This is a genomic window from Janthinobacterium sp. PAMC25594, assembly GCF_019443505.1.
In the GTDB taxonomy this organism is placed as follows: domain Bacteria; phylum Pseudomonadota; class Gammaproteobacteria; order Burkholderiales; family Burkholderiaceae_D; genus Janthinobacterium.
The window spans coordinates 6,212,981-6,237,325 of record NZ_CP080377.1; the positions used below are offsets into that span (position 1 = coordinate 6,212,981).

A 24,345-nucleotide genomic window follows, 5' to 3' on the forward strand; every position below is an offset into this window, starting at 1 on the left:
GCTCAGTGCTCCGCGGCGGTTGTCGCTTGCAGCTCGGTCAGCAGTTGCGCCACGTGCCTGCTGGAGTCGACCTGGGCCGCCGTGGCCTGGTCGATCTGGCCGATCGATTGTGTCGTGTTATGGACGGAATCACGGATCTGTTCGAACGATTGACGCACCTGTTCCGACAGGGTGCCGCTTTGATCGACGCGGCTGATGGTGCTATCGATCAGGCGCGCGATGTTGCGGGCCGCGTCGCCGGATTTTTCGGCCAGTTTGCGTACTTCATCCGCCACGATGGCGAAACCGCGGCCATGTTCCCCGGCGCGGGCCGCCTCGACGGCGGCATTGAAGGCCAGCAGGTTGGTCTGGATCGCGATATCGCTGATCGTGCTGACGATTTCATGTACGTCCTGCGACGATTTCTGGATCTCCAGGATGGAATCGATGGATTGGCCCAGCAGTACGCGCCCCTGCCGGGCATGCTGTTCCGTTTGCTGTGCGATGGTGTTCGCATGCGCGGCGCCCTGGCCGATGCTGTCGATGGCGCCGGCGAGCTCCTGCATGACATCGCCGATGCCGGCGACGCGACTGCTGACGGTCTGTTCGCGCTCGACTTGCTGCGTGATGTCCATGGCGAATTTGACGACCTTGAAGGCACGGCCGTTGGTGTCGAGAATCGGATTGTAGGTAGCCTGCAGCCAGATGGCGGCGCCATGCTTGGCAAGCCGGTGAAAACGGGCGCTCTTGAATTTGCCTTCGCCGAGATCGGCCCAGAAGTTACGGTAAGCCTCGCTCTGCACCAGCATGTCATCGCAAAACATGCTGTGGTGCTGTCCCTGTACTTCTTCCAGCGTGTAGCCGACTGCCCGCAGGAAATTGCTGTTGGCCGTCAGGATGATGCCCCGCATGTCGAATTCGATCACCGCTTGCGAGCGGGCGATGGCATCGATCTTGCCGGCCGTCTCGGAGCTGAGGCGCTTGGCGGCGGTAATATCGGTGGCAAACTTGATCACCTTTAGCGGCCGGCCATCGATATCCAGGATGGGGTTGTAGGACGCCTGTATCCAGACTTCGCGGCCCAGTTTGTCAATCCTGCGGAACTCGCCGGACTGGAATTGACCGCGTTCCAGGCCTTCCCATAATTGCCGGTAGCTGCTGGCCTGCACATCTTCCGCAGTGCAGAACATGCGGTGGTGCTGGCCGAGCAGTTCCTGTTCCTGGTAGCCGAAGGTGCGCAGAAAGTTGTCGTTGGCGCGCAACACGCGGCCCTGCAGATCAAATTCAATCACGGCCTGGACCCGCTCAATGGCCTGGATCTTGCCCGAAAAATCCAGGCGCGAGCGCATATTGGCCGTGATGTCGTCGATGAGCACGATGACGTGGTCGGCTTGTCCACCATCGTGCGATAGCGGGACATAGCGCGCCTGTATCCAGAGTTCCCGTCCTTGCCTGTCCACGCGCCGAAAATCGCCGCACTGTGACTGGCCCTCGGCCAGCAGGCGCCAGAATTCCCGCTCCTCCTGCTGCCGGTCGCGCGTGACCGTGCATAGCAACTGGTGGGGCTGGCCCAGCAGTTCGTCGCGCTGATAGCCGAACAGATCGAGCGCGATCTGGTTGGCGTTGCTCACGCGGCCGTGCAAATCGAATTGCAACAGGCCTTGCATCTTGCCCAGCGCGGCCGCCAGGCCAACACCCGCCATGCCTTGCTTTGCCTGGTCAGCTTCCGTCATTCGGTGGTTCATTGCGATCTCCATGTTCTCAGACCGGCGCGCGCGCCGGCACAACGGCGCCTGACTGTTTGCGTCACGTGTCAGTCAGGCTTGCCTCGGCATCCGAAAAAACAAATAAATTAAATATACCTAATTAAACAAATATTCAATAAATTAGTCAAATAGTATTTGAGATTTTTCTGTGCCAGATGCCGAATTTTTCTTGTTCTCATGGATGAGAATGCTGAATGGCCGTATATGTTTCTTTATGGATACAAGTGTGGCTGGCAGTATGGGAAAAACAAATATGACAAATATGTCAAATAATGTGGCGCTGATGTCGTCAGCCAGGAGGGCAAGCTGTGCCGGCAGCAACTAGTCCTTGCCGGGCAGCGATGGCGCTGCCGGGGCGCGGCTGCCGTGCGGGAGCCGCGCACTGACGGCGATCTGCCGCGCGATGAAGGCGGCCGGCTCGAAGCCATAGCGTTGCTGGAACGAGATGGTTTCCGCGCTCATCAGTTCGGCATACGTCTGCATCAGGGGCGAGGCGCGAAGGTGCTTGCCCTGCTCCACATAGGTGGCGATGGCGGCCAGCAGCACGGGATAATCGGCATTTTCCTTGCTGCCGCCAAAGTTGAACGATAATTGCCCGCAGGCGCGCCAGATGGGGTCGAGTTCCCCGTCCGGCACCGGCTGCGTGCGCAGCCATTGCAAGGCCTTGAATGGCGGGCCGCCAAACGACGGTGGTGAAATGATGGCATCGATGGCCACCTTGACGGCTTCCCCGATTCTGCCCGCGCGCACGTACTGGCCATGCAGCAGCACCAGCGCGTCCGTATATTCGGGCACGATGGCCAGCGCCGCTTCCAGCAGCGCGATGGCCGCGTCCGGGTTGCGCTGCGCGATCTGTTCCTTGGCTTCCAGATAGGCGGCGCGCGGCGAAGTCGGGTCGTCGGCCAGCGATGGCGTGCCGACATACTCGTCCTCCGCTGCCGCGTAGGCTTGCAAAAACGCCGCCAGGCTGGAAAAGTGCGGCTGGAGGCGCCACTCGTCGTGCCACGTTTCGACGACGATCGGTTCGTACGCTTCGCGCCCGATGGGCCAGTACAGGCCGAACGTGTCGCCATTGCCCAGTGCGCCTTCAAAGAACGGGGTGAAACCGAGCGGTGGATACGCAGTCGTGTGTTGCCAGTCTGGTTCGACCGAGATGTGGGCGAGGCTTGCGGGTAGTTGCATGGAAGTTGCAGAGGATAAAACGCCAGTGTAGAGCAAGAGCGCTTCCACCGGCGCTCCCCATCGCGGCACATGGGCAGGGGCAAGGCCCTTCAGTCGCGTTCCGGCACCGGCACGTTGAAGCCGTTCAGGGTGGTCGAGACCAGCGCGTACAGGCCCACCAGGTAAATCAGCTCGTTGGTGCCGTGCTGGCCAAAGGTGGCCAGCTCCAGCCGGTACACCGGCTCCGGCAGCGTGCCGGCGCGGCTGAGCGCGTAGGCCAGGTCGTAGGCGATGCTCTCGTGCTTGTCGAGGTCGCCGGGCTTGACGTCGGCCACCAGCGTGGCCAGGCGCTCGGCCGACATGCCTTCGCGCTCCGCGACGGCGATGTGGGCGTAGATTTCATAGGCGGCGTTGTAGCGCGCACCGACCACCAGGATGGCAATCTGGCGCACGTTGTCGGGCAACGTGGCGTTGGCCGTCATGGCCAGGGTCAGGTCCCAGATGGCCTTGCCGATGGCCGGTTCGTGCAGCCACGGATTCCATGGCCACATCAGGGCGCCGTCTTCGCGCACGGCGATGAAGTCGTTGAAATTGCTGGTGATGCCTTTGCGCATATCGTCATACAGCGGCTTCTGTTCGGGCGTCAGGTCTTTCGGAGCAATCAGGGGCAGGCGCATGGGAACTCCTTGCTGGGTAGGTGAGCGGTGGGCGGCGGTAGCCAGCAGCCAGTATAGCCAGCCAGCGTGGCAGGCGGCGCCCGTTCGCTGCGCGACCTACTTGCGCGGCTCGTGGATGCGGAATTTCTTGACGACACCCGCCTGATCGAACATGACGGCCACTTCGCGCGTGCCTTTTTCGCCCAGCAGGGGGAGCAGTCGTGTCACCCTGGGCGCTTGCAACTGGTTCTTGTAGACCCAGACTTCATAGCCGGGATCGAAGCTGACGACGGTGGCGTTGCCCAGGGCCGCGTCGAGGTCGAGGCGAGTGGTCTTGCCGACCTTGATGTTCTGATAGATGGCGCCATTGTCGGGCGCGCGGTTGACCTTGTATTCACTGGCGGTGCACATGGCCACGGCCAGGCCCGCGAGGCAGGAAGCTGCCAGTTTTATCAATGTGTTCATAGGGACTCCCAGTGTGCATCACTGCTTCCGATCTCAGAGGGGACGGGCGTGATGTCATGTCGGGAGTGTGCGTGGGTCGCCACGAATGTGCTACAAGATTATACAAAGGCGCACAAGATGATGCCTTTGGTGCCGCCTGGCGCTACCTTTAGCGGCTCTGCAGCACGTCGGTCGAGAGCGCCAGGGTTTCCTTGATTTCTTCCATCACCACATAGCTTTTCGATTGCGCGGCGCCCGGCAGCTGCAGCAGCATGTCGCCCAGCAGTTTGCGGTACTCGGCCATTTCATGGATGCGCGCCTTGATCAGGTAATCGAAGTCGCCCGATACCAGATGGCATTCCTGCACCTCGGGAATCTGCAGCACTTCGCGGCGGAATTGCTCGAAGGCGGACGCCGACTTTTGATTGAGAGTAATCTCTACAAAGACGAGCAGCTTGGCGCCCAGCGCGGCCGGGTTCACCTTGGCGTGGTAGCCCGTGATGACGCCGTCGCGCTCCATGCGCTTGACCCGCTCGATGCAGGGCGTGATCGACAGGCCCACCTGTTCGCCCAGGTCTTTCATCGAGATGCGGCCATCCTGCTGCAGGATGCGCAGGATGTGGCGGTCCAGCTTGTCGAGGCCACGTGCCGATTCTTTAAGGATTCTCATGATTTATTGCTGAATATCTCGATTTATACGTGAACAAATACTGGCTCTTTCCCAATATGATAGCGGTTAATCTGGCAATAGCCTAAAAAATATAATGAGGAAACTATGCGTATCGTGATTCTGGGTAGCGGCGTCATCGGCGTCACCAGTGCTTACTATCTGGCCAAGGCAGGACATGAGGTGACCGTCATCGACCGCCAGCCGGGCCCGGCACTGGAAACCAGCTTCGCGAATGCGGGGCAAATCTCGCCCGGCTACGCTTCGCCATGGGCCGCGCCCGGCATTCCCCTGAAAGCCGTGAAGTGGATGATGCAGCGCCACGCGCCGCTGGCCATCTCGCTCGACGGCAGCGCCGCCCAGCTGAAATGGATGTGGCAGATGTTGCGTAATTGCACACCGGAAGCGTATGCCGTGAACAAGGAACGCATGGTGCGTCTGGCCGAATACAGCCGCGACTGCTTCAAGGTGCTGCGCGCCGAGGCCGGCATCACGTATGAAGGCCGCCAGCAAGGCACGATGCAATTGTTCCGCACTGAAAAACAATACAACGACGCCGCCAAGGATATCGAAGTGCTCAAGGATGCGGGCGTGCCGTACGAAGTGTTGCAGCGCAACGAGCTGTCGCGCGCCGAGCCGGCCCTGGAAGCGGTCAAGGGCAAGCTGTTCGGCGGCTTGCGCCTGCCCAACGATGAAACGGGCGATTGCCAGCTGTTTACCACGCGCCTGTCGGAAATGGCCGAGGCGCTGGGTGTGAAGTTCCGCTATGGCGTGTCCATCGATGCCTTGCTGACGCAGGGCGATGAAATCGCTGGCGTGCAATGCGGCGCGGAAGTCGTCAAGGCCGATTCCTATGTGGTGGCCCTCGGTTCCTACTCGACGGGCTTCATGAAGCCATTGCTCGACATTCCCGTGTATCCATTGAAGGGCTATTCGATCACCGTGCCTATCGTCAATGCGGCCAAGGCGCCCGTGTCGACCATCCTCGATGAAACCTACAAGATCGCCGTGACGCGTTTCGACGACCGCATCCGCGTGGGCGGCATGGCGGAAATCGCCGGCTACAACCTGAACCTGAACCCGCGCCGCCGCGAAACCCTGGAAATGGTCGTCAACGACCTGTTCCCCGGCGGCGGCAACACGGCGGAAGCCACGTTCTGGACAGGTTTGCGCCCGATGACGCCGGACGGCACGCCGATCGTCGGCCGCACGCCGCTGCGCAACCTGTTCCTCAACACGGGCCACGGCACCCTGGGCTGGACCATGTCCTGCGGTTCGGCGCAATTGCTGGCCGACCTGATGTCGTCGAAACAGCCGGCGATTTTGGCCGACGACCTGTCCGTCAGCCGCTACAGCGGCGCGCAGCGCGGCGGCAAACTGCAATACGCGGGAGCCTGAGATGGCGGCCAGCATGCCTGCCAAGGAACGTAGCGGCGCCATCCTGACGGTGGACCTCGATGCCGTGCGCGCCAACTACCGCTTGTTGCGCGACAAGGCGCACCCGGCCGCCTGTTCCGCCGTCGTCAAATCCGACGCGTATGGCCTGGGTGCCGCGCAAGTGGGCGCGGCCCTGTATGAAGAGGGTTGCCGCCATTTCTTCGTCGCCCACCTGGAAGAGGGCATCAGCCTGCGCCCGCACGTGGCGCCCGACGCGGCCATCTTCGTGCTGCACGGCCCGCCCGTCGATACGGAAGGCGAATTCACGGCCCATGGCCTGACGCCCGTGCTCAACAGCGAGCCGCAGGTGGCGGGCTGGCGCGCGCACGCCAAGGCATTGGGGAAAACCCTGGACGCCATCGTGCAGGTGGATACGGGCATGTCGCGCATGGGCCTGTCGCCGCAGGAAATCGACGCCTGGCTGCTGGATGACCACTTTCTCGACGGCATCAAGGTGCGCTACATCATGAGCCACCTGGCGTGCGCCGACGAGCGCGCCAACCCGATGAATGGCGAGCAGCTGGCCCGTTTCATCGCCATCCGCGCCCGTTTGCCGCAGTACCGCGCCAGCCTGGCCAATTCCTCGGGTATTTTCCTGTCGCCCGATTTTCACTTCGATCTGGTGCGTCCTGGTGCGGCCCTGTACGGCATCGGGCCGCAGGGCGGCGAGCCGAATCCGCTGCGCTCCGTGGTCCGGCTGCAAGGCAAGGTCATGCAGACGCGCACCATCGCCGCCGGCGACCATGTGGGCTACAGCCGCCGCTACACGGCCAGCGAGCCGCGCCAGGTGGCGACGATTTCCGTCGGCTATGCCGATGGCTGGCTGCGCAGCATGAGCAACCAGGGCCTGGCCATCGTCGATGGCGTGAAAGTGCCGCAGATCGGCGCCATCTCGATGGATTCGATTACGCTGGACGTCAGCGCCATCGCACAGGAGCGCGTCGCGCCGGGTAGCCTGGTCGACCTGATCTGCGCCGAACACCCGGTCGACGCCGTGGCGGCCATGGCCAATACCATCGGCTACGAGGTATTGACGAACCTGGGCGGGCGCTACTATCGCGAATACCGAGGCCTGGCACGCTAAGCAGCGCGAAAGCGATGATTGTGTGGCAAGATAGCCCTGACGTGCATCGCACCTCAGGGCTTTTTCTTAACCATCATCGGGGATTTTCATGAGCCAATATCAAGTCGCAATCATCGTCGGCAGCCTGCGCAAGGATTCCTTCAACCGCAAGCTGGCCGACGCCATCGTCAAGCTGGCGCCGCCCGAGTTTTCTTTTAAGCATATCGACATCGGTGACTTGCCGCTGTACAACCAGGATGACGATGGCGCGCAGGCGGAGCAGGTGCTGCGCCTCAAATCGGACATTTCCACATCGCAAGCCTTGCTCTTTCTCACTCCCGAATACAACCGCTCGATCCCCGGCGTGCTGAAAAACGCCCTCGATCACGGCTCGCGTCCGTATGGCCAGAGCGTGTGGGGCGGCAAGCCGGGCGCCGTGCTGGGCGTGTCCGTCGGTGCCACGGGCACGGCGCTGGCGCAGCAGCATTTGCGCAATGTGCTCGCTTACCTGGACGTGCCACTGCTGGGCCAGCCAGAGATGTTTATCCAGGCCAAGGATGGCCTGTTCGACGAGCATGGCGGCATCGGTCCGGCCAGCCTCGGTTTCTTCCAGGGCTGGATGCAGCGCTACGCGGACTGGGTACGCAAGCACGCCGTGCATGCCTGAATGGCCCAGGCTTGTCGGACGGGGACAACTGGGGCAATAAACCGTTGTTCATGGCACTTTGTTGCTGTATGGACATGTATAATGGGCTTTTTTTTCAGGCGCAATCCTACGCTGCCCCGTCTCTTCCATGCCGCTTCAACCTGTGGCGCAACCTCTGTTGCGCATCAATCTGCGCCGTCTGATCGTGCTGGTGGCGTTTGCCAGCGCCGTGCTCTCCCTGGGTAACAGCTTTTATGCCACGTATCAGGTGCAGCGCCAGTTGCTGATCGATACGACCCTGGAGGCGAACTACGCGTATGCGCTGAAGCTGGCCAGCAGCACGGAAAACTTCCTGCTGGCGGCGCGCCAGCAACTGGCCTACAGCGCCGGCCAGTTGCCCCGGCATTTTGCCGACCCGGCCGCCCTCAAGATGGAAGCTGAACGCTTGCGCGGGCAGACCAACAGCTTCAATTCCGTCCTGATCGTCGATGCGCAGGGCAAGGTGCTGGGCGTGTCGCCCGAGACGCTGGCCCTGCAGAACAGCCAGCTGGTCTCGGAAGGGGCGCGCCTGGCGCTGCGCGAACGCCGCCCGCTGATCACCCGGCCGTATATGTCGTCGGTGGGCAACCTGGTGGTCTTCATTTCCCATCCCGTGTTCGATCACGGCGGACGCTATCTGGGCTATGTGGGCGGGTCGATTTACCTGAAGCAGAAAAACATCCTGTTCACCTTGCTGGGACAGCATTACTACCGCGATGGTTCGTATCTCTATGTGGTCGACCAGAGCCGGCGCCTGCTGTACCACCCCGATCCTTCGCGGGTCGGCGAAGTGGCCGGCAAGAATACCGTGATCGACGCCATCCTGCGCCAGGAAAGCGGCAGCGGGAGCACCGTCAACAGCCGGGGCACGGACATGCTGGCCGGCTATGCCGTGCTGCCGTCAACGGGCTGGGGCATCGTGGCCCAGCGGCCCACGGCCGCCACTTTGGCGCCGCTGAACCAGCTGATGCTCAACACCTTGTGGTATTCCTTGCCCATTGCCTTGCTCAGCCTGCCGTTCATCTGGTGGCTGGCGCGCCTCATTTCACGGCCCCTGGTGCAGCTGGCCGAAAGCGCCAGCCGCATGGACGCGCCCGGCATGTCCGAGCGCATCGGCGGCATCCGCGCCTGGTATCTGGAAGCGGCGCAGATCAAGCGCGCCTTGCTGGTGGGAATGTCCTTGCTGCAGAAAAAGATCGGCAAGCTGAAATTCGACGTGCAGACGGACCCGCTGACGGGCCTGTCGAACCGGCGCGGCATGGCGGCGGCGCTGGATGCCTGGCAGGCGCAGGCGCGGCCGTTTTCCGTCATCGCCATCGACATCGACCATTTCAAGCAAGTCAACGACCAGTGGGGCCATGCGGTGGGCGATGAAGTCATCCTGCACCTGGCGCAACTGATGCGCGCCTGCTCGCGCGATGCCGACGTGCTGTGCCGCAATGGCGGCGATGAATTCATCATGCTGCTGCCCGAGGCCGACCTCGACGTGGCGCTGCAGGTGGCCGAGCGCCTGCGCGCCCGGGTGGCCGCCGCCAAGATCCCCGGCGCCGGTCCCGTCACGGTGTCGCTGGGCGTCGTGTCGTCGGAACAGGGGGCGGGCAAGGTGCTCGGTGCGGACGCCGTGCTGCTGGCGGCCGACGCGGCCCTGTACGTGGCCAAGGAAAATGGACGCAACCGCGTGGGCCTCGCCGAGCCTGTCTGAGGCGTTTTTGCGCCGGATCAGATTGACCTTGTCATTCGGCAAACGTCAAACTGATCCTATGTTTTCTCCGATTTCTGAGTCTGTTATGTTTTGCCCGTAAAGCCTAGATTGGAGGCCTGGGTAAAACAGACGTCACACGTCGGGAAGGCAACACATGTTAGGGCTTACTGCATTGGAACTGGCGCGCGTCCAGTTCGGCTTCACCATCTCGTTCCACATCATTTTTCCTGCCATCACCATCGGCCTGGCCAGCTACCTGACGGTGCTGGAGGCGGCGTGGCTGCGCACGCAGGATGGCGTGTACCGCGACCTGTACCACTTCTGGTCGAAGATTTTCGCCGTCAATTTCGGCATGGGCGTCGTTTCCGGCCTCGTCATGGCTTACCAGTTCGGCACCAACTGGAGTTTCTTTTCCGATTACGCGGGCAGCATCACGGGCCCGCTGCTGGCCTATGAAGTGCTGACGGCCTTCTTCCTGGAAGCGGGCTTCCTCGGCGTGATGCTGTTCGGCTGGCACCGCGTGGGGCCAGGCTTGCACATGTTCGCCACGGCCATGGTGGCGCTGGGCACCTTGATCTCGGCCACCTGGATCATCGCCTCGAACAGCTGGATGCAGACGCCGCAGGGCCATGCCATCATCGACGGGCGCATCGTGCCCGTCGACTGGCTGGCCGTCATCTTCAACCCATCGTTCCCGTATCGGCTGCTGCACATGAGCGTGGCCGCCTTTCTCGCCACGGCCTTGCTGGTGGTGGCGTCGGCCGCCTGGCATTTGCTGCGCGGTAATGACAATGCGGCCATCCGCAAGATGATGACGATGGGCTTGTCGATGCTGCTGATCGTCGCGCCCATCCAGGCCGTGATCGGCGACCTGCACGGCTTGAACACGCTGGAGCACCAGCCGGCGAAGATCGCCGCCATGGAAGGCCACTGGGAAAACACCGGCAACGAGGGCACGCCGCTGATCCTGTTCGGCTGGCCCGACATGGCGCGCGAGGAAACTCTGTACAAGGTGGAAATCCCCCGCCTGGGTGGCCTGATCCTCGCGCACGACTGGAATGGCACGATCCCCGCGCTGAAGGATTTCGCTCCGCGCGACCGGCCCCCTTCCGCCGTCGTGTTCTGGTCGTTTCGCCTGATGGCGGGCCTGGGCATGCTGATGATCGCGCTGGGCATCTGGAGTGCGTGGCTGCGCTGGCGCGGCACCCTGTGGCGCTCGCGCCTCTTCCTGCGCTGCGCCCTGTGGATGGGGCCCAGCGGGCTGGTGGCCATGCTGGCCGGCTGGTACACGACGGAGATCGGCCGTCAGCCGTGGACCGTGTACGGCTTGCTGCGCACGCAAGACGCCGTCTCGGCGCACGGCGCCACGCAACTGGGCATCACCCTGCTGCTGTTCATCGTCATTTATTTTGCCGTCTTCGGCACGGGCATCGGCTACCTGCTGCGCCTGATCCGCGTGGGGCCGCAGCCGCATGAGGGCGAGCGCGTCGAGCACGGCGGACCGGGCCAGGAGCGTACACCCGCTCGGCCACTGTCTGCGGCACAAGGAGGACATTCGCATGGGCATTGATCTGCCACTACTGTGGGCCATTATTATCCTGTTCAGCATCATGATGTATGTGGTGATGGATGGCTTCGACCTGGGCATCGGCATCCTGTACCCGTTTTTCCGGGAGAAGAGCGAGCGCGACGTGATGATGAATACGGTCGCGCCCGTCTGGGATGGCAATGAAACCTGGCTGGTGCTGGGCGGTGCGGGCATGCTGGCGGCCTTTCCGCTCGCCTATTCCGTGGTGCTCAGCGCCTGCTACCTGCCGCTCAGCTTCATGCTGATGGGCCTGATCTTCCGCGGCGTGGCCTTCGAGTTCCGCTTCAAGGCGCGCGAGCATGAGCGCCATGTGTGGGACAAGGCGTTTATCGGCGGCTCGGTGGCGGCCGCCTTTTTCCAGGGCGTGACCCTGGGCGCCTACATCCAGGGCATGCCGGTGGTGAATCGCAGCTATGCGGGCGGCGCGCTGGACTGGCTCACGCCGTTCTCGCTGTTCACGGGTGTGGGGCTGGTGGTGGCGTATGCCTTGCTGGGCAGCACCTGGCTGATCATGAAGACGGACGGCGGCCTGCAGGCGCGCGCGGGACGCATCACGCGCACGCTCGTGTGGCTGCTGCTGGGCGTGATCGCCATCATCAGCGTCTGGACGCCCCTGGTCGATCCGGCCATCGCCGCGCGCTGGTTTGCGCTGCCGCAACTGTTCTGCTTCCTGCCCGTGCCGCTGCTGGTGGCGGGCGTGGGCTGGCTGTTGCTGCGCTCCCTGCGGCGCGGGCGGCAGACGGCGCCTTTCCTGTGCACCCTGGCCCTGGTCTTCCTCGGCTACACGGGCCTGGGCATCAGCGTGTGGCCCAACATCATCCCGCCGTCGGTATCGATCTGGGAGGCGTCGTCGCCACCGCAAAGCCAGGGTTTTACCCTGGTGGGGGCGCTGTTCATCATCCCCATCATCCTGATGTATACGGTGTGGTCATATTATGTGTTTCGTGGCAAAGTCCACCCGGAAGATGGGTATCACTGATGAAACAATTTGAACAGGTACAACAATCATGGCGGAAACGACTGGCATGGCTGGCCGGCATCTGGCTGGCCAGCGTGGCCACCCTGGGCCTGGCCGCGTGGGTGATGCGCCTGCTGATGCGGGCGGCGGGGATGGGCAGCTGATGGCGCAGGTATCGCAGGTATCGGGCATCCGCTGCGAGGTCGGTGGCCAACGGCACCCGCTGGCCTTCCTCGGCTGCCGCGAACTCAACTATGGCCAGCACAGCGCGCTGCCGCTGCACCCGTTCCGCCTGAGCGTGCCGGAAGCGGCGCTGGCGGGCCTGCTCGACGAACCGTTCAACAGTTTTATCCAGACTTGCCGCGAAGACGACTTGCAGGACGAGGAAAGCGACTTGCCCGAACTCAAGGAAGCGGGCTACCCCGACATCACGGCCATGCTGGCGGGGCGCCGGCCGCTGCTGGTCGACATGTTGGTCGACTTCATGATCGGCGACCTGCTGGCCGCCATCGGGCGCGCCAGCGGCTACCTGCCACCGCGCGCGCGCCATTGGGGCGACGTCGAGGCGGCCGATGGCCGCGCGTATTTCACCATCAATGAAGTGCGGAAAGTGACTTTTGCCGATGGCCAGGCCCTGTTCGAAGGGCAGGGATATTATGGCGCGTACGTCATCTGGCTGACGCACGGCTACGTGCGCAAATAGGGGCTTGACCTTCCTCATGTGGGAAGGTTTATAGTTGTGCCATGAACCGCGCCTTTTTCCGCTCACTCGCCCGCTCGCTGCTCTGGCTGCTGGCCGTCTCGCTGCCCTTGCAGGGCTTTGCGTCGGCCATGCGCAGCTGCTGCGTGGACGAGCTGGCGGCAGCGGTCACCGTTGTGGCAGCGCAGGCGCCCCAGTGCCATGACATGGCCGACATGCGGATGCAGGAGCAGCCGATGACCATGGCCATGGACGATGGCGGCGCCACCCAGCATGGTCACGATTGCAGCAACCATGGCGCATGTACCGTGGGCGCCACGGCGCCGCCCGGCATGCCCGCCTTGCACGCCTTGACCCTGCGCGCGCCGCCTCCGGCGCTGGCGCCCGACTCCCTGTTCGCCGGGCATATCCCGCCTGGTCCCGAACGTCCCCCGAGAAGCACGCACTCCGCCTGACCGCCCGTTGAACCTGGCGGTGCGGCCGTCGCACGTCCTTGCACGTTGCAGCGGCCGCGCCAGCGTTCCAGTCGCGCACCTGCCGCGCTATCCCCTGTCAATCAAGGAATACCATGAAACACCTGTTCAGCTTCGTGCTGGCTGTACTGCCGCTGGCCGCCGCAGCGCAGTCCCCGTCCGCCCCGCAAGAGGCGCAAGCATCCGTGCCGGCCACCACCTATCGCTCCGCCTTCGCCGGCTACCGTCCCGCCGCCGAGGAAAACGCCACGCCCGACCAGGCCTGGCGCGCCGTCAACGACAAAGTCGGCAAGGCCGGCGGCCACATGGGCATGATGAAGATGGAAGGCCACAAGATGGAGGGCCATACCATGCCGATGCATAAGCCCGGTCCCAAGCCTGATGCCAAACCGGCCGCCCAGCCGTCCCCGCAACACCAGCATGAAGGACATTGAGATGGCCCGTTTCACAAAATCAACTTGCCTCACGCCGCTGGCGCTGGCGGCCGTCCTGCTGCTCAGTGGCTGCGCCAGTTTCAGCGAGGATGGCGGCATGCGGACGGTGTCCACGCTGGCCGACGTGCGCACGGGAGCCCCCGCGGCATTGACGGACCAGGGCGGCGAGGAAAAACTGGCCTCTTTGCTGGCCCAGCCCCTGGACGCCGACAGCGCCGTGCGCATCGCCCTGATGAACAACCACGGCATGAAAGTGGCGCTGGCCGAACTGGGCGCGTCCGAGGCGGACCTGGTGCAGGCGGGGCGCTTGCGCAATCCCGGCCTGTCGTTCGGCCGCTCGCACGGCAGCCATGGCAATGAAATCGACCGCGGCGTCAGCTTCGACCTGGCGGGACTACTCACCATGCCGCTGCGCGTCAACATCGAGCGGGGCCGTTTCGAGCAAGCCAAGCTGCAGGCCGCCAGCAGTGCCGTGCAACTGGCGCTTGAGACGCGCCGCGCGTATTTCAATGCGGTTGCCGCCGTGCAGACGGAACAGTTCATGCAGCGGGCGCTGCTGTCGGCCGAGGCGGGCGCCGAACTGGCCACGCGCTTGCGGCAGGCGGGCAACTGGAGCCGCCTCGACCAGGCGCGCCAGCAAGTGTTTTACGCGGACGCCGTCGGCGACCTGGCCCGCGCGCGGCACCAGGCATTGGTGACGCGTGAGCACCTGACGCGCTTGCTGGGCCTGTGGGGCAAGCAGGCCAGCTTTACTTTACCGTCGCGTCTGCCCGACTTGCCGGCCCAGGCGGTGGAAGCGGGCAATATCGAGGCGCAGGCGATGGAGCAGCGCCTCGACGTGCAAAGAGCGAAACTCGACGCGCATGCCACGGCCGACGCGCTGGGCCTGAGCAAGGTGACGGGTTTTATTAACGTGCTCGACGTCGGCTACACCAACAAGAGCAGCGAGGCGCCGCGCGAAAACGGCTATGAAGTGTCGCTGGAATTGCCGCTGTTCGACTGGGGCGCGGCGCGCAATGCCAGGGCGCAAGCGCTGTACGAGCAGTCGCTGCAGCGCACGGCGGGCACGGCGGTGCGGGCCCGCTCGGAAGTGCGCGAGGCGTATTCGAGCTACCGCACGGCCTACGACCTGGCGCGCCACTACCGCGATGAAGTCGTGCCGCTACGCAAGACGATTTCGCATGAAGTATTGCTGCGTTACAACGGCATGCTGGCCAGCGTGTTCGAGCTGCTGGCCGACGCGCGCGAGCAAGTCGCCAGCGTGAACAGCGCCATCGAGACCCAGCGCGATTTCTGGATCGCGCAAACTGAGCTGCAAGGCGCCATCAATGGCAGCGGTCCTGCCAACAAGGAATAATGATGATTACACGTAGAAACTTTTTCATGAATGCGGGCGCCGTCGCCCTGAGTGCCGCCGCGGTGAGCCGCGTGGGGGCGGCGTCATTGCCGGAAGCCGTCAGCATGGCCGGTGCGGAAACGAAAGCGCCGCCACCGCCGCCGAACGGCCGGCCGTATAACCCCGTCGTCACCCTGAATGGCTGGTCCTTGCCCTGGCGCATGAACAACAACGTCAAGGAATTCCACCTGGTGGCCGAACCCGTCGTGCGCGAACTGGCGCCCGGCATGCAAGCGAACCTGTGGGGCTACAACGGCCAGTCGCCCGGTCCCACCATCGAAGTGGTGGAGGGTGACAGGGTGCGCATCTTTGTCACGAATAAATTGCCGGAACACACGAGCGTGCACTGGCATGGCCAGCGTTTGCCCAACGGCATGGATGGCGTCACGGGCCTGACCCAGCCAGGTATTCCTCCCGGCAAGACCTTCGTGTACGAGTTTGTTGCCAGGCGCCCCGGCACCTTCATGTATCACCCGCATGCCGATGAAATGACGCAGATGGCCATGGGCATGATGGGGTTCTGGGTGACGCACCCGAAAGACCCGCATTTCATGAAGGTGGACCGCGATTTCGTCTTCCTGCTCAGCAACTACGACATCGATCCCGGCAGCTACACGCCGAAGATCATGACCATGACGGATTTTAATCTGTTCACTTTCAACAGCCGCGTCTTCCCCGGCATCGACCCGATGGTCGTGCGCCAGGGCGACAAGGTGCGCGTGCGCGTGGGCAACCTGACCATGACGAACCACCCGATCCATATGCATGGCCATGAATTCGAGGTGACGGGCACGGATGGCGGCTGGACGCGCCCCGAATCGCGCTGGCCCGAAGTGACGACCGATATCGCCGTGGGGCAGATGCGCGCCGTGGAATTCACGGCCACGGACCTCGGCGACTGGGCTTTCCACTGCCACAAATCGCACCATACGATGAATGCCATGGGGCATGACGTACCCACCATGATCGGCGTCGACCACCAGGGCGTGGCGGCGAAGATCAACCAGCTCGTACCCGGCTACATGGTGATGGGCGAACGGGGCATGGCCGACATGGGCGAGATGCAGATGCCGATTCCCGACAACACCTTGCCGATGATGGCCGGCGACGGCCCGTTCGGCGCCATCGGCATGGGCGGCATGTTTACCACGGTGAAGGTGCGCAAGGAGCAGAAAGCGGGCGATTACCGCGATCCGGGCTGGTACAAGCACCCGGCCGGCAGCGTGGCGTATGAATGGACGGGCGCCTTGCCGGAAGCGGTGCGCCGCGCCGGCCCGCCGGCGCCGGCGGCCAAGGGAGGGGTCGAGATGACGGTGCGCAAGCCGCTCAGGCACGATCATTAATGTCTCAATAATATTATTATTTTTAAATTAATATTAAGGGCTTGCCTAGCACGGCAAGCCCTGGTGCTTGTTGTTATAAATCAAGCTATTATCGTTTAGTGACAATGCGCGTATTTCTACCCCGCTATTTTCTCTATATTCAAGACATTCAGCTGCTTCTTCGAGCACTGGTGGCCGGACTATGGGGGAATCATGTTGAGTCAGATGAAGGTGGGCACGCGCCTGATCGCGGCGTTTTTTTGTGTCGCACTGATGGGGGCCATCGTGGCCGGCATCGGCATCTTCAACATGGGCAAGATCGACACCATGGCGGGGCAGATGTACAACAGCGAATTGCTGGGCCTGTCGCATATCAAGGAAGCCAACATCGCCCTGATCAAGGTGGGCCGTGCCCGTAGTAATTTCTTGCTGGCTACCACGGCCGAGGAGCGCGCCACGCGCCAGGCCGACATCGCCAAATTCCTCGAATTAAATAAAAGCTACCTGGCCAAGGCCCAGCCGCTGTTCGTCACGTCGGCCGCCAAGGAACTGTTTGCCCGTTTTGCCGCCGTCGAAGTGGACTATATCGCCACCATGCAGCAGGCGCTGGCGCTGGCCGCGGCCGAGCCGCTGGCCCAGCACAGCGCGCAACTGGTCGAGTTGCTCAACAAGACGCGGCAGCATGCGGACGAACTCGACGGCATGCTCGATAAATTGTCGCTGTAAAAAGAAGAGCGCGCCAAGGCGGCGGCCATGCAGGCATCGGGCGTGTATCAGGCCAGCCGCAGCTTCATGATCGCGCTGGTGCTGGGCAGCATGGTGGCCGGCCTGGCGCTGGGCGCGCTGATCACGCGCGGACTGACGCGCCAGCTCGGTGGCGAACCGGCGTATGCCGTCAAGATCGCGGGCGCCATCGCCGAGGGCGACCTGACCGTCGATATCCGCACGGCCAGCCATGACAACGCCAGCCTGTTGTTCGCCATGAAAGCCATGCGCGACAAGCTGGTGGGCATCGTCAGCCAGGTGCGTTCGGGCACGGACACCATCCATACGGCCTCGAGCGAAATCGCCCAGGGCAACCTCGACCTGTCGTCGCGCACGGAAGAACAGGCCAGTTCGCTGGAAGAAACGGCATCCTCGATGGAGCAGCTGACGTCGGCCGTGCGGCAGAATGCGGATAACGCGCGCCAGGCCAATGCGCTGGCCGGCGCCGCTTCCGATGTGGCCGGCAAGGGCGGCGCCGTGGTGGGGCGGGTGGTGCAGACGATGGAATCGATCAATGCCTCCTCGCGCAAGATCGTCGACATCATCAGCGTCATCGACAGCATCGCCTTCCAGACTAACATCCTCGCCTTGAACGCGGCCGTGGAAGCGGCCAGGGCGGGCGAGGAGGGGCGCGGTTTCGCCGTCGTGGCGTCCGAAGTGCGCAACCTGGCGCAGCGCTCGGCCAGTGCCGCCAAGGAAATCAAGACCCTGATCGGCGACTCCGTCGAGCAGGTGGAAATCGGCTCCAGGCTCGTGCATGACGCGGGCAAGACGATGGATGAAGTCGTCACCAGCGTGCGCCAGGTGGCCGACATCATGCAGGAAATCACGGCCGCCAGCGCCGAACAGAGCGCCGGCATCGAGCAAGTCAACGAGGCCGTCTTGCAAATGGACCAGGTGACGCAGCAGAACGCGGCCCTGGTGGAAGAGGCGGCCGCGGCGGCCGAATCGCTGCAAGACCAGGCGCAGATCCTGACGGAACTGGTGGGCGTGTTCCGCCTGCATGCCCAGGCGCAACAGCTGACCGTGGCGCCGGCCAGCAACGTCACGCCGCTGCGCCGGCCGGCGCCCGCCGCCAGGCAGGGCGTGCGGCGCCTGGCCTGAACGCGGCAGGATCGGCGCAACACGCACACCCGGGCTTGGTGGTAGGCTGTCGCCATTGCGCATTTGCCACTTCCGGGTCTTCCATGTCTTCTCTCCGCTTGCCGTTGCTGTGTTTTTCCCTGCTGTCCCTGGCGCCATTGGCGCAGGCGCAGGAGGACGATCCCGTCCTGCCTTACCGGCCTTCCGTGGCCAGTCCCGCCCAGCTGCCCGTGCCGGGCCAGCTGGAATTCGAGGCCGGCGGCTTGCTGTCCAAAACGGACGATACGCGCCGCGCCAGCCTGCCATACACGTTTAAACTGGCGTTCACGCCCGAATGGGGCGTGCTGCTCGCAGGCGAGGGATTCGTGCGCGCGCGCGATGACACGGGCCGGCGCGAGACGGGCGTGGGCGACACGACCGTCGTGCTCAAGCGCGCCTTTTTGCTCGACAGCGCCACGGCGCTGGGCCTGGAACTGGGCTGGAAGTTGCCGACGGCCAAGGACAGCATCGGCAGCGGCAAGAGCGACGTGTCGCTGAACGGCATTTTCAGCCGTGACCTGGGCGCCGTGCACATGGACGCCAACCTGAACGCCACGCGCCTGGGCGCCTCCGACCCCGGCACGGGCCGGGTGCAAACGGGCTGGGCAACCTCCTTTTCCACGCCCGTCAGCGCGCGCTGGGGCGCCACGGCGGAAGTGTCGGGCACGCGTTTGCGCGGCGCGCCGGCCACGGCGCAGCTCTTGCTGGCCGCCACCTACAGTCCCACGCCACGGCTGGCCATCGACATCGGCATGGCGCGCGGCTTGACGGCGGCGTCGCCGGACTGGTCGCTGTTCAGCGGCTTGGTAGTGCCTTTGGGCAAGCTGTGGTGAAATTGCGAGGGCATTCCTTATGTGTCCTTGCGAACAAACAGTGGCTTGCACAAGGTCTACAATTGCCGCATAACTGATAAAAGGAGTGTCCTCATGAAAACCCTCATTCTCGCCGCCGTCCTGCTGTCGGCAGGTACCGCCGCCGTTGCCCAAGTTTCCGTCACCATCGGCCAGCCCGGCTTTTACGGACGCATCGACATAGGTGACTATCCCGCGCCGCAATTGATCTACGCGCAGCCCGTCATCGTGCAGCGCCCGCAATACTATTCGGCCCGCCCCATCTATTTGCGCGTGCCGCCCGGCCATGCGAAAAACTGGTCCAAGCACTGCCGCAAGTATAATGCCTGTAACCAAGAGGTCTATTTCGTCCAGGATAGTTGGTATAACAACCAATATGCGCCCCGTTACCGCCAGCAGCATGGCGACCATGGCCGTCCCGATTATGGCGACCGCGGCCGTCATGACGACAAGCATGACAAGCACTATGACAAGCATGACGACAAGCGCGACAAGCATGATGACAAGCCGGGCCGAGGCAATGGCAATGGTCACGGCAATGGCAACGGCAACGGGCACAGGGATTAACACGCAGGAGGATCTTTGCACAGTAAAATCGTAATCGTAGGGGGAGGAGCAGGCGGCCTGGAGCTGGCCTGCAAACTCAGCCGTAAGCTCGGCCCCGGCCAGGTCATCCTGGTCGACAGCCGGCTGTACCATATCTGGAAGCCGTCGCTGCATGAAGTGGCGGCCGGCACCCTGGATATTCACCAGGAAGGCCTGTCGTACCAGATGCTGGCGCATGACAATGGTTTTACCTATGTCTATGGCCCCCTGATCGCGCTCGATGCGGCCACGAACAGCCTCACCGTGGGCGCCATCGCCACCGACAAGGATGAACAGCTCTTGCCGCAGCGCACTGTCAGCTATGACCAGCTGGTGCTGGCCGTGGGCAGCACCTCGAATTACTTCGGCGTGCCCGGCGCCAAGGAAAACACGATTTCCCTGAATGCCACGGAAGACGCCGAACGTTTCCGTCTGACCCTGCTGAAACTGCTGGCCATGGCCGAGCAGCGCCAGGGCGACGCGGGCCATCCCGGCGTCGATATCGTCATCATCGGCGGCGGCGCCACGGGCGTGGAGCTGGCGGCCGAATTGCGCGAAGCGAGCGGCGTGTATGCGGCGTATGGTTTTCAGAATCTCAACGCCATCAAGGATGTGCGCATCACCCTGCTCGAAGGGGCGCCGCGCATCCTGGCGCCGCTGCCCGAGCGCGTCTCCATCGCCGCCTCGAAACTGCTGCATCAACATGGCATCAGCGTGGTGACCGATACGCGCGTCACCACGATCGAAGCGGACAAGGTGACGGTGGCCAGCGGCACCAGCTATGCGGCCGACATCTGCGTGTGGGCCGCCGGTATCCGCGCGCCGGAATTTCTGTCGACCCTGGGCTTGCCGACCAACCGCGCCGGCCAGCTGGAAGTGACGGGCATGCTCAATGTGCAGGGTCATGCGAATATCTTCGCGCTCGGCGATTGCGCCGCCTGCATGGGGCCGGACGGCAAGCTGGTGCCGCCGCGCGCCCAGGCCGCCCACCAGCAAGCCGATTACCTGCTGAAAACTTTCCTGCTGCAAGCGAAGGGCAAGCCGCCGCAAAGCAAGCCGTACGAGTACCTCGACTACGGTTCGCTCGTGTCGTTCGGCCGCACCACCTCGGTGGGCACCCTGATGGGTTCGCTGAAGGGCCTGAGCTGGTTCGTCGAAGGCTTTGTCGCGCGCATGATGTATGTCAGCCTGCACCTGATGCACCACAACGCCGTGCTGGGCAGCGTGCGCACGGCCGTCATGGCCATGGGCCGCTTCCTGATCAAGCGCAGCACGCCGCAGGTGAAGCTGCATTAATTAAGTGGATGTCAGCGCAGAAAGGGGCCTTGCGGCCCCTTTTTATTTGCTGCGCGTAATCGGCGCCGCTTCGCAGCGGCCCCGCGTCATGGGGAAATCGATGGTGGTGAGCTTGCCTTTCAAGCTGCCGGTGATGCTGGCATGCAAGATGCGCTCGCTGTCGTGGCGGTAGATGATACGGCTCGGAAAGTCATTGTCCAGGTTGGCGAAGATGAATTCATTCGGCTTGTCCTGGCGCAGCAGGTTGAAGATCACGGGCGGCTGGCCCGACGGCTGCACGATGTAGGCCAGTTGCCCCGGTTCCGTCAGGCGGATCTGCACGAATTCGAAGGCCGTCGTCTTGCCGCCCTTGACGGTGCGGCTGGTGCCGAGCAGGGTGCCGCCGGCGGCCGTGCTCCATTGTTCCCCGGAGCCGGGTTCGGCGCCGTCGACGTTCCAGCAGCCGGCCAGCCAGGCCAGCTTGTCCACGGTTTCCGGCGGCGGCACGGTGTTGTTGGCGGCCTGGACGGCGCTCGTGGCCAGCAACGCTGCCAGCAGGGTGGGGATCAGTCGTTGCATGCGGTCTCCTGTCGTCGTATCGTTCAGCGGGGCAGGGCGCCCGGCGGTGTCCTGGCACTATGCGGCCTGGCAGGGACTATTCTTTCGGGCTAATGCGCGGCAAGACGACGGTCAGGGCCGTGCCGCCTTGCGGATTGGCCGTCAGGCTCAGGCTGCCGCCGAGGTAATGCACGCGCTCGCGCACGGCGCGCAGGCCGTGCTTGTTCATTTCGACGGGTTCGCTGGCCGGCAGCCCCACGCCGTTATCCTTGACGGTCATCATCAGTGCTTCGTCGTTGTCGTCGATGATGATGTCCACCTCTGTGGCGTTGGCGTGCGTGGCGATGTTGCCGAGCGCTTCTTCCAGCGTGCGCAACAGGGCCACGCCCACGTTGCGGGGGCAAATCAATTCATCGTCGGGCAGGCTGCAGCGCACGGTGATCTTGTGCTGGTCGGCAAATTGCGCGGCCAGTTCGCCCAGCGCGACATTGACGCCGAGAAACTCCAGCTTGTCATTCCACAGTTTCATCTGCATTTGCCGGTTGGTTTCGATCACATTCAGCAGCAATTGCTTCATGGTTGCCGCACGGTCGAGCAAGGCCGCTTCCTGCGGCATTTTTTGCGTCAGCAGCGACAAGTGCATGGTCAGCGCCGTCAGCGAGGAGCCGAGGCTGTCGTGCAGCTGGCGCGACAGGGCGCGCCGTTCATTGTCCCAGCTGGTGTTGACATGACCGAGCAACTCGCTGAGATCGGCGGCGCGTTCCGCATCGGCCTGGGCCGCTTCCTTGTTCGGATCTGTTTGTGCGGACATAGCGCCCCGTGAATGGTGAAAGGTGGACCAAATTCAAGTGGTGGATGATACATGAGGATTTCATCGCAGGGCGCATGGATGGAAAATTTCTGTCTTTTCGGCAATTTTAATCTCCTCCCATCATTTTTATATCATAGGCAAGATTATCGTTGGCGCCAGGGGCACCGTTCCCGCCGTTGCGTACGGCTGCGCACATACCGGGGCGCCGCGCGCTGCCATAGTGGGGGCATGCATTCTCCCCATGCAACATAGCCGCTCCGCGGCGCAGGGCGCAGCACCGGCCCGTTTACCGAAACGAAAGGACATGCCATGAATATCGAAACCATCGTCGACAAGGAATACCTCGACAAAAGCTTCCGCGACATCGTCAACGCCCCCATCAGCGCCCTGCGCGGCGTCAGCGCCAAGGATGCCAAGGCCTTGCAGCAGGCGTTCGGCGTGACCACCGTGCGCGAACTGTCCAACCTCAATTTCGTCAAATGGGCCAGCGCGCTGGCCATCCTGGCCGATGAAGAGGGCATGAGCGGCGAAGAGCGGGCCAAGGAAGAGTTGCTCGACGATGCCGTCGAAATGACTTTCCCCGCCAGCGACCCGATCTCCGTCGATGCGGGCATCACGCGCATCGAAGTGGCGCCGGACACCGTGAATGCGCAAACGGACCACCAGCATGCGGGCCAGCATGAAGTGACGGCTAGCAAGAAATAAAGTGTCTCTGTAATAAAAAACCGGCTGGACATGATGTCCAGCCGGTTTTTTTATGTGCCGCGCGGAAAGTACGTTCAGGCGATCGAGGGGATGCTGCTCTTTTGCATGTTGACCTGCGACGCGATCACTTCGTGGGGCGAACAGCAAAAGCGGTTCTTGCCGGCGCGCTTGGCTTCATACAGGGCCGTGTCGGCCGCGCCCAGCAGGGATTCGACGGTGCTGGCGTCGTCCGGGTAGATGGCGATGCCGATGCTGGTCGACAGGCGCAAGGTCAGGTCGTTGATGAAATACGGTTCGGAAATGACTTCGATCAGCTTGGCGGCCGGTTCGCGCGCATCGCCCTTGCCGGCCAGGTTGCCCAGCACGATGACGAATTCGTCGCCGCCGATGCGCGCCACCGTGTCTTCCTTGCGCGATGCGCCCACCAGGCGGGCCGCCACCATTTTCAGGATGTCATCGCCATAGCCGTGGCCGTAACTGTCGTTGATGGCCTTGAAGCCATCCAGGTCCAGGTACAGGATGGCCGACTTGCCGCGGCTGCGGGCCGATTGCTGCAGCGTGTGTTCGATGCGGTCTTCCAGCAGGCGCCGGTTCGGCAAGCCCGTCAGCGGGTCGTGCAGCGCCAGTTCCTGCTGCTGCTTGCTGTATTGCGCCAGTTCCTTGTACAGCAGGCGCACTTCCAGCATGTTGTGGATGCGCTTGTGCACTTCCATCAGGTCGAACGGTTTGCTGATGAAGTCGCGCGCCCCCGCTTCCAGGGCGGCGATCTTGAAACTCGGCTGCGCCGTCAGGGCCAGCACGGGCAGGTAGCCGCCGTGCTCGATTTCCTTCAAGCCTTTCATGACCTGGAAGCCATTCAATTCCGGCATTTGCAGGTCCAGCAAGATCAGGTCGTAGCAATGCTCCCGGTGCAGGGGGCAGACCTGGGCCGGACGCATGGTGGCCGTGACATTGGTATAGCCCGCATCGCGCAGGATTTCCAGCATCAGGTCGACATTGTCGGGCGAATCGTCGACGACCAAAATTTTGGCTTTCAAAATCTCATCTTGGCTGGGCATGTAGGGTCTCGGTTAATACGGTCTATGCAACGCTGGCTTCTACCGCTGATGATCGGCTGACGGCGGTGGGAAAGATAGTAGCGCCTTGCAACATGATACGGCGCACAACAGCGCTTGAACTCGCTTCTGCCACTGATGGCAGCCAAGGCTGCCTGTCTCCTGCCTGCCGTGCAGGGGGTGCTTC

26 protein-coding genes are annotated in these 24,345 nt (G+C 63.1%); 18 read left to right on the top strand and 8 right to left on the bottom strand.

Features of this window, described 5'->3' with window-relative positions:
• Window positions 1-2 precede the first annotated feature (2 nt).
• From KY494_RS27835 to KY494_RS27855, 5 genes are all read right to left on the bottom strand, one after another.
• A complete protein-coding gene (locus KY494_RS27835) occupies window positions 3-1,724 on the bottom strand; it encodes a PAS domain-containing methyl-accepting chemotaxis protein (RefSeq protein ID WP_219889074.1) in 1,722 nt (573 codons plus the stop codon).
• A gap of 342 nt (window positions 1,725-2,066) precedes the next feature.
• Window positions 2,067-2,927 carry a tetratricopeptide repeat protein gene (locus KY494_RS27840; protein WP_219889078.1) on the bottom strand — a complete coding sequence of 287 codons (861 nt, stop codon included), beginning with the start codon at window positions 2,925-2,927 and terminating at the stop codon, window positions 2,067-2,069.
• An 89-nt stretch (window positions 2,928-3,016) separates the two neighbouring features.
• On the bottom strand, window positions 3,017-3,583 hold the full coding sequence (locus tag KY494_RS27845) for a carboxymuconolactone decarboxylase family protein (RefSeq protein WP_219889080.1): 567 nt from the start codon (window positions 3,581-3,583) through the stop codon (window positions 3,017-3,019).
• Between the two features lie 96 nt (window positions 3,584-3,679).
• Window positions 3,680-4,027 carry a hypothetical protein gene (locus KY494_RS27850; protein WP_219134593.1) on the bottom strand — a complete coding sequence of 116 codons (348 nt, stop codon included), beginning with the start codon at window positions 4,025-4,027 and terminating at the stop codon, window positions 3,680-3,682.
• A gap of 148 nt (window positions 4,028-4,175) precedes the next feature.
• A complete protein-coding gene (locus KY494_RS27855; protein WP_034754979.1) occupies window positions 4,176-4,676 on the bottom strand; it encodes an Lrp/AsnC ligand binding domain-containing protein in 501 nt (166 codons plus the stop codon).
• A 105-nt stretch (window positions 4,677-4,781) separates the two neighbouring features.
• On the opposite strand from KY494_RS27855, the gene KY494_RS27860 reads away from it, so the two are divergent.
• The 17 genes from KY494_RS27860 to KY494_RS27940 all read left to right on the top strand — a co-directional run bounded on the left by KY494_RS27860 (window position 4,782) and on the right by KY494_RS27940 (window position 21,050).
• A complete protein-coding gene (locus KY494_RS27860; protein WP_219134594.1) occupies window positions 4,782-6,071 on the top strand; it encodes a D-amino acid dehydrogenase in 1,290 nt (429 codons plus the stop codon).
• Window position 6,072: 1 nt separating this feature from the next.
• Window positions 6,073-7,194 (top strand): alanine racemase, encoded by a 1,122-nt coding sequence (alr, locus tag KY494_RS27865; RefSeq protein ID WP_219889081.1) that lies wholly within the window; start codon window positions 6,073-6,075, stop codon window positions 7,192-7,194.
• 88 nt (window positions 7,195-7,282) lie between these two features.
• Complete coding sequence (locus KY494_RS27870) at window positions 7,283-7,840, top strand: NADPH-dependent FMN reductase (protein WP_219134596.1); 558 nt, start codon at window positions 7,283-7,285, stop codon at window positions 7,838-7,840.
• Window positions 7,841-7,967: 127 nt separating this feature from the next.
• Window positions 7,968-9,560, top strand: a complete 1,593-nt coding sequence (locus KY494_RS27875) for a sensor domain-containing diguanylate cyclase (protein WP_219134597.1) — start codon at window positions 7,968-7,970, stop codon at window positions 9,558-9,560.
• A 154-nt stretch (window positions 9,561-9,714) separates the two neighbouring features.
• A complete protein-coding gene (locus tag KY494_RS27880; RefSeq protein WP_219889083.1) occupies window positions 9,715-11,130 on the top strand; it encodes a cytochrome ubiquinol oxidase subunit I in 1,416 nt (471 codons plus the stop codon).
• Window positions 11,120-12,127 (top strand): cytochrome d ubiquinol oxidase subunit II, encoded by a 1,008-nt coding sequence (gene cydB / locus KY494_RS27885; RefSeq protein WP_219889084.1) that lies wholly within the window; start codon window positions 11,120-11,122, stop codon window positions 12,125-12,127. The genes KY494_RS27880 and cydB overlap by 11 nt, the downstream gene beginning before the upstream one ends.
• On the top strand, window positions 12,127-12,270 hold the full coding sequence (locus KY494_RS27890) for a DUF2474 domain-containing protein (RefSeq protein ID WP_219889086.1): 144 nt from the start codon (window positions 12,127-12,129) through the stop codon (window positions 12,268-12,270). The genes cydB and KY494_RS27890 overlap by 1 nt, the downstream gene beginning before the upstream one ends.
• Entirely contained in the window at window positions 12,270-12,809 is a 540-nt protein-coding gene (locus tag KY494_RS27895) for a hypothetical protein (protein WP_219889088.1), read from the top strand. Before KY494_RS27890 ends, KY494_RS27895 begins: the two co-directional genes overlap by 1 nt.
• Before the next feature lie 41 nt (window positions 12,810-12,850).
• Window positions 12,851-13,261 carry a hypothetical protein gene (locus KY494_RS27900; protein ID WP_219889090.1) on the top strand — a complete coding sequence of 137 codons (411 nt, stop codon included), beginning with the start codon at window positions 12,851-12,853 and terminating at the stop codon, window positions 13,259-13,261.
• A 113-nt stretch (window positions 13,262-13,374) separates the two neighbouring features.
• On the top strand, window positions 13,375-13,713 hold the full coding sequence (locus KY494_RS27905) for a hypothetical protein (protein ID WP_219889091.1): 339 nt from the start codon (window positions 13,375-13,377) through the stop codon (window positions 13,711-13,713).
• 1 nt (window position 13,714) lies between these two features.
• Window positions 13,715-15,070: a TolC family protein gene (locus KY494_RS27910; protein WP_258194514.1), complete on the top strand. Its 1,356-nt coding sequence runs from the start codon at window positions 13,715-13,717 to the stop codon at window positions 15,068-15,070.
• A gap of 2 nt (window positions 15,071-15,072) precedes the next feature.
• Window positions 15,073-16,452, top strand: a complete 1,380-nt coding sequence (locus tag KY494_RS27915) for a multicopper oxidase family protein (protein WP_219889094.1) — start codon at window positions 15,073-15,075, stop codon at window positions 16,450-16,452.
• Window positions 16,453-16,644: 192 nt separating this feature from the next.
• On the top strand, window positions 16,645-17,157 hold the full coding sequence (locus KY494_RS27920) for an MCP four helix bundle domain-containing protein (protein ID WP_219889096.1): 513 nt from the start codon (window positions 16,645-16,647) through the stop codon (window positions 17,155-17,157).
• Between the two features lie 27 nt (window positions 17,158-17,184).
• Window positions 17,185-18,300 (top strand): methyl-accepting chemotaxis protein, encoded by a 1,116-nt coding sequence (locus tag KY494_RS27925; protein ID WP_219889098.1) that lies wholly within the window; start codon window positions 17,185-17,187, stop codon window positions 18,298-18,300.
• A gap of 83 nt (window positions 18,301-18,383) precedes the next feature.
• The gene (locus tag KY494_RS27930; protein WP_258194516.1) at window positions 18,384-19,151 is read left to right on the top strand and encodes a transporter; all 768 of its coding nucleotides are present in this window, start codon (window positions 18,384-18,386) and stop codon (window positions 19,149-19,151) included.
• Window positions 19,152-19,244: 93 nt separating this feature from the next.
• The gene (locus tag KY494_RS27935; protein ID WP_219134607.1) at window positions 19,245-19,736 is read left to right on the top strand and encodes a hypothetical protein; all 492 of its coding nucleotides are present in this window, start codon (window positions 19,245-19,247) and stop codon (window positions 19,734-19,736) included.
• 15 nt (window positions 19,737-19,751) lie between these two features.
• Complete coding sequence (locus KY494_RS27940) at window positions 19,752-21,050, top strand: NAD(P)/FAD-dependent oxidoreductase (protein ID WP_219134608.1); 1,299 nt, start codon at window positions 19,752-19,754, stop codon at window positions 21,048-21,050.
• A 42-nt stretch (window positions 21,051-21,092) separates the two neighbouring features.
• On the opposite strand, the gene KY494_RS27945 is transcribed toward KY494_RS27940, so the two are convergent.
• Entirely contained in the window at window positions 21,093-21,608 is a 516-nt protein-coding gene (locus KY494_RS27945; RefSeq protein WP_219889099.1) for a DUF6265 family protein, read from the bottom strand.
• 76 nt (window positions 21,609-21,684) lie between these two features.
• Window positions 21,685-22,398, bottom strand: a complete 714-nt coding sequence (locus KY494_RS27950) for a sensor histidine kinase (protein WP_219134610.1) — start codon at window positions 22,396-22,398, stop codon at window positions 21,685-21,687.
• Window positions 22,399-22,707: 309 nt separating this feature from the next.
• Between KY494_RS27950 and KY494_RS27955 the strand changes: the two genes are divergently transcribed.
• The gene (locus tag KY494_RS27955; RefSeq protein WP_219889100.1) at window positions 22,708-23,103 is read left to right on the top strand and encodes a hypothetical protein; all 396 of its coding nucleotides are present in this window, start codon (window positions 22,708-22,710) and stop codon (window positions 23,101-23,103) included.
• Between the two features lie 74 nt (window positions 23,104-23,177).
• Here KY494_RS27955 and KY494_RS27960 read toward each other — a convergent pair whose 3' ends face one another.
• Window positions 23,178-24,161 carry a diguanylate cyclase domain-containing protein gene (locus tag KY494_RS27960; protein WP_219134612.1) on the bottom strand — a complete coding sequence of 328 codons (984 nt, stop codon included), beginning with the start codon at window positions 24,159-24,161 and terminating at the stop codon, window positions 23,178-23,180.
• Window positions 24,162-24,345: the final 184 nt, after the last annotated feature.